This window comes from Mesorhizobium sp. M4B.F.Ca.ET.089.01.1.1, assembly GCF_004022605.1.
In the GTDB taxonomy this organism is placed as follows: domain Bacteria; phylum Pseudomonadota; class Alphaproteobacteria; order Rhizobiales; family Rhizobiaceae; genus Mesorhizobium; species Mesorhizobium abyssinicae.
In genome coordinates, this window is record NZ_RZOS01000496.1 from 1 (window position 1) to 3792 (window position 3792).

The window sequence follows — 3792 nt, forward strand, 5'->3', positions numbered from 1 at the left end:
AACAATCAGCAGACGGATCATGATCAAAAGCTCCTTCAGCGGACCAACCGGGGAGAGGGGCATTTTGTTCCGCCGGCGCCTCATCCGACCTGGCTCGCGGTGCAACCAAACCGCCATCGTCTCGTTTGCCCTCAGGGGCGAACGAGAGGAGGTTGTCATGATGAAGCTTCCGATGCTGCTAGCCTTGGGGCTCGCGCTCGCCGCCTGCGACAACAGCGTCCAGCCGACAAAGGCGCCCGTCGACCAGAACCCGCAGGTCGACAAGAACCCGGTGCCGAAGTCGACCAGCGGCGGTGACCAGCAGGGAACGCAGCCGGCACAGTGACGCACGGCGCAGTTCAGCAAATCTGGCAGCTGTTGCACAGAAGAAGGCCGGCGCTGCTTGGGAGGAAGCTGAAAAGCGCCGGCCAAGCGGGAAAGTCAGGCCCGCCGCAAGAAAGATCATAGCTGAGTCTTGCCGCTAGGTCAGGGGGACAGGTTGGGGAAGACTGCTGGAAGTGGGGGAAATCCGGCGGAAATTCCGCCTATTGTGTGAAATCTACAACAAAAACCCAGAGTTGCGGCGGGAGGTCGTCATTTGTACCTGATCGGGCACATGGCTTGATCGAAGAAGCCTGTGCGAGTGCCTCAAGCCATCGCCGCGACGCGCTTCACCGGCACGCCTTCGATCTCCTGATCCAGCTGGCGCTGGGTCATCGCCGCTTCGGCCATCACCCATTGCTTGAACAGCACCACCTTGCGTGCCGCGTGCTGGGTGTCGGGACTGACGAAGTACCAGCCAGCGGTGTTGGGGTGGTGGACCGCGAACGGCGCCACCAGCCGCTCGGCGCGGATGTCGCTGGCCATATAGGCGCGGTTGGCGACGGCAAAACCCATGCCGGCATTGGCCGCTTCGTAGGACATCATGCAGGAATCGAAATAGATGCTTTTGGTCTCGCCGAGCACGAAGCTCGCCCCGGCAAAGCCCAGCCACGACTGCCAATTCTGGGTGCAGGTGTCGGAGTGGAGCAGCGTGAAATGCCTGAGATCGTCCGGCGTGACCTTCGACAGCGGCTTGTCGCCGAGGATCTCGTGGAAGAGTTTGCGACTGCACACCGGCGTCAAATCTTCCTTGAACAGCAGGTCCGCCTGCAGGCCGGGGAAGCTGCCGTCGCCGTAACGGATCTCCAGGTCGTATTCCGAGGTCGCGAACTCATGCGTGGCGTACGAGGTCGACACCCGCATTTCGATATCGGGATATTGCCGCTGGAACAGCGGCAGGCGCGGAAACAGCCAGCGCGCCGCGAAGGTCGGCAGCACCGAGATCTTCAGCACATGCGCCTGTGATTGCCCGGTCGCTTCCATGCTGGCCGCCACGATCCGCTCCAGAGCTTCGCGCACCCGCGACACATAGGTCTCGCCTTCCGGCGTCAGCGACACCGCGTTGCCGCCGCGCTGGAAAATCTTGAAGCGCAGCTGGTCCTCAAGGCTCTTGACGCGCTGGCTGACGGCGGAAGCGGTGATGAACTGTTCTTCACCGGCACGCGTGAAGTTCCCGTGCCGGGCAGCACTCTCGACGATTTTCAGCGAATTGAGGTTGACCTGACTGAGCAGACGCACCGTTTTCGACCTTAAGCTGGGCTTAGGGTAGCACCAGCATTCCTAAATTTACAGGGGTGGGCGGATTAATCGACTGTTTACCAAGTGTTGCCCCCACGCTGGAGAAGTAGAATGAACGCCCACACCATCCCCGAACTGCGTTGTGCGATGAGCCGTGAAGCCATCATCGGCCACGACACCGCCTGGAAAGTGTCGAGTTTCGGCGTCGCCCAGTATCTGCACGGCTACGACCCGGCGCTGCTTGCCGCGATCGAGGAGGCTGCCTTGAAGCTGAAGTCCAGCCATGCCGTGCACAAGCATCTGGATCTCACCTTCATCACCGGCGCCGACCGCTACATTCCCGAGATCAAGGAACTGCTGAACGACAAGCTGCGCCTGGAGCGGCTCTCCGACATGATGGGCACCAAGCTCGAGCCCTATCCGCTGTCGATCGTCGGCTCGACGGTCACCTTCATGAATCCCAAGGACGGCGCCGTCGAATGGCACTGCGACGGCGTGCCGGTCACCGAGCTCATCCCGCTGTCGATCAGCGATCCGCTGATCGGCGGTCATCTGGAGATCTATTGCGATGATTCCGAGACCGGGCGGGCGATCCTGGAATCCGGACGCGAGATTCCGCGCAACCGCATCATGCGCATCGACCACAAGATGAACTACGCCACGCTCGGCCAATTCCTCGGCGTGCTGCATCGCACCGCGCCCATCCAGCTCGGCTCGCGCGTCACCCTGGTGCTCAACCAGCGCTCGGTCGCAAAGCCCTATGTCGACGACAACCGCATGTTCTACCTCGCCGCCGACAACGACCACGATCGTGCATGGGTGAATGAGCTTGCCGACGACGTCTGGAACAACCAGTTGCCGGCCTATCGCCGTTTTGCCGAGGAGCATCCCGCGCCGCAGCCGGCCGCGGAAACCGTCGCCGGCGGTGCCAGGGAATCATGGTAGTGAAGCCATGGGCGGAAACCGGCTTGCTTCGCTGATCCAGCATTCGGAACAGGTCATGGCCAGGCAGGAAGACAGGACCCCATCCCGGGTCGTCCGGGATGGAGCGGCCCCCGCGGCCGCGCTGGCCTTCGCCGCCGGCGCGGTGGCGCTGTGGTCGACAAATGCGCTGGTCGGCAAGTCGCTGCTTGAAAATCATCCGGTGTCGCTGGTGCAATTCCTGCAATTCACCGGCGCCGCCTTGGTCTTTGCGCTGATCAGGCTGAAGCGCCGCGCGCCAATCCACCTTCTTCCACAAGGGGAGAAGGGGGAGACAACCAACCTCGCTGCCTTTGCCGTCGGCGTCATCGGCCTCGTCGGCACCATGGTCCTGCAATACATCGCCTTCGCCTCGATGCCGGTCATCGAGGCAAATCTTGTCGCCTATACTTGGCCGCTGATGGTGGCGGCCGCGCTGATCGTGCTGGACAGCCCGCGTCGCCCCGCGCTGCTCGGCGTAACCGCCGCGCTCGGCTTTGTCGGCGTGGCGCTGGTGATCTCGGGAGGCCGCGAGCAGTCGTTGTTCCAGGGCAATCTTGTCGGTTATCTCGCCGCCTTCGGTTCGGCGCTGTGCATGGCCTTCTATTCGATCGTCGTCGGTCGCGTGGCCACCCCGCCGGACCGGTTCCTGCTGCCGTCGGCCGTGGCCGGCGTGGTCCTCACCTTTGCCTGGTGCCTGCATGACGGCGTCGCCTGGCAGGCCGGAACCTATCTCATTGCCGGGCTTTATCTCGGCGCCGGCCCGATGGGGCTCGGCTACTACTTCTGGTCGCGGGCGCTGAAGCTCGACCGGGGCGGCAAGGTTGCGGTTGCCGCCTATCTCACGCCGATCGTCTCGACGCTCCTTCTGGCGCTGTCGGGCGAAACGCTGACGATGACGGCCATCGCCGGCGCCGTCCTTGTCATCGGCAGTTGCATTGCGGTGGGCATCGAAGGTCCGGAGGCCGGGAACCATGCTTGACGAGGACGAACGCCGCGCCAGACAGGAGGCGCATTGGCTGGTGAAGGAATTCGGCGCCGAGGCGCCGCTTTATGCCGCGATGAAGGCGGAAAAGGCGATTGAGCAGAAAGATTTCGGTCGTTGTGCCCGTTGGAAGCGTATTCTCGAAATTTTGGCTGATACCGGCCTATCCAAGTCTGCTGCTTCCAAGTATTAGATTTTCTAAATTGCGCGGCTGCCTTCGCCCATGAAAATATCGCCCCGTATTGAGT

General features: G+C 62.5%; 5 protein-coding genes. 4 read left to right on the forward strand and 1 reads right to left on the reverse strand.

The features are described 5' to 3' along the window. Positions 1–157: 157 nt before the first annotated feature. Complete coding sequence (locus tag EN780_RS39025) at positions 158–325, forward strand: hypothetical protein (RefSeq protein WP_189556827.1); 168 nt, start codon at positions 158–160, stop codon at positions 323–325. Between the two features lie 302 nt (positions 326–627). Here the strand turns inward: EN780_RS39025 and EN780_RS29270 are convergent, their stop codons facing one another. Then, on the reverse strand, positions 628–1599 hold the full coding sequence (locus EN780_RS29270; RefSeq protein ID WP_127283662.1) for a LysR substrate-binding domain-containing protein: 972 nt from the start codon (positions 1597–1599) through the stop codon (positions 628–630). A gap of 111 nt (positions 1600–1710) precedes the next feature. Between EN780_RS29270 and EN780_RS39030 the strand changes: the two genes are divergently transcribed. The 3 genes from EN780_RS39030 to EN780_RS29290 are packed head-to-tail and all read left to right on the forward strand — an operon-like array spanning position 1711 to position 3737. Further along, complete coding sequence (locus EN780_RS39030) at positions 1711–2544, forward strand: hypothetical protein (RefSeq protein WP_187331183.1); 834 nt, start codon at positions 1711–1713, stop codon at positions 2542–2544. A gap of 55 nt (positions 2545–2599) precedes the next feature. Then, on the forward strand, positions 2600–3541 hold the full coding sequence (locus tag EN780_RS29285) for a DMT family transporter (protein WP_128276034.1): 942 nt from the start codon (positions 2600–2602) through the stop codon (positions 3539–3541). Beyond that, positions 3534–3737 (forward strand): hypothetical protein, encoded by a 204-nt coding sequence (locus EN780_RS29290; protein WP_127285720.1) that lies wholly within the window; start codon positions 3534–3536, stop codon positions 3735–3737. The genes EN780_RS29285 and EN780_RS29290 overlap by 8 nt, the downstream gene beginning before the upstream one ends. The last annotated feature ends 55 nt before the right edge of the window (positions 3738–3792 follow it).

Bases quoted from the DNA above. Each gene is read 5' to 3' on its own strand.
- EN780_RS39025 (WP_189556827.1), top strand. From the start codon at position 158: ATGATGAAGCTTCCGATGCTGCTAGCCTTGGGGCTCGCGCTCGCCGCC.
- EN780_RS39030 (WP_187331183.1), top strand. From the start codon at position 1,711: ATGAACGCCCACACCATCCCCGAACTGCGTTGTGCGATGAGCCGTGAA.
- EN780_RS29285 (WP_128276034.1), top strand. From the start codon at position 2,600: ATGGCCAGGCAGGAAGACAGGACCCCATCCCGGGTCGTCCGGGATGGA.
- EN780_RS29290 (WP_127285720.1), top strand. From the start codon at position 3,534: ATGCTTGACGAGGACGAACGCCGCGCCAGACAGGAGGCGCATTGGCTG.